This window comes from Mesorhizobium sp. M1E.F.Ca.ET.063.01.1.1, from assembly GCF_003998155.1.
Taxonomy (GTDB): domain Bacteria; phylum Pseudomonadota; class Alphaproteobacteria; order Rhizobiales; family Rhizobiaceae; genus Mesorhizobium.
In genome coordinates this window covers 1-632 of the sequence record NZ_RZSC01001443.1, presented here as the reverse complement: position 1 = coordinate 632, position 632 = coordinate 1, and the positions used below count along the sequence as shown (strand labels likewise).

General features: G+C 63.3%; 1 protein-coding gene and 1 pseudogene. One reads left to right on the top strand and one right to left on the bottom strand.

What is annotated here, in order from left to right:
• The coding region (locus EOA29_RS39120) for an SDR family NAD(P)-dependent oxidoreductase (protein ID WP_127222551.1) at window positions 1-237 on the bottom strand (237 nt) is incomplete at its 3' end.
• Window positions 238-266: 29 nt separating this feature from the next.
• On the opposite strand from EOA29_RS39120, the pseudogene EOA29_RS43620 reads away from it, so the two are divergent.
• Window positions 267-632, top strand: a pseudogene (locus EOA29_RS43620) (hypothetical protein); the annotation flags it as partial.

Below are 632 nucleotides of genomic sequence, written 5' to 3'. Positions count from 1 at the left end.
GATCGCCGGCGCGCCCTGGCGCAGGCCGGCATCGTCGGCGAGATCGGCGACGAGCGTCTTGACCTTGCGGCCATAGGCATAAGCCAGTCTGTCCGCCACTTCCTGCAGCCGGTCGGCGCGCCGCGCCACAAGCACCAGATCATAGCCCTGCCCGGCCAGCCGGTCGGCATAGACCGCGCCGATGCCCGAGGAAGCGCCAGTGATTACGGCTGTACCTTTGTTATCTGTCTTGCTCATTGTCCTGCTCCTTTTCGTCCTGTTCGCTCTTGCTCGGCGTCGGCGACACGTCAGCCGCCGCGCCTATGTCCAATTTCCATTTAGTGGCATATGCCACTTTCTGCGAAGTAGGTATATGCCACTATCTTGTCAACGGCGGCCGCGAAAACTATTTCTGCGGCAAGGCCGGCGCGTGTTTTCGCCGGCGAGGAGTGGATATGACCGAAGCTCAGCAGCCGGGATTCAGCCGTTGCAACAACGCCACCTTGCGGCGCGCCGCCCGCAGGCTCGGCCGCTTCTACGATGACGCGCTGGCGCCTTCGGGCTTGAAGGGCACGCAGTTTGGCCTGCTCTTCCAGATCCAAGTCAGCAGCGAGCCGGCGATGGGCGCCATCGCCGAGGCGCTGATCATGGAT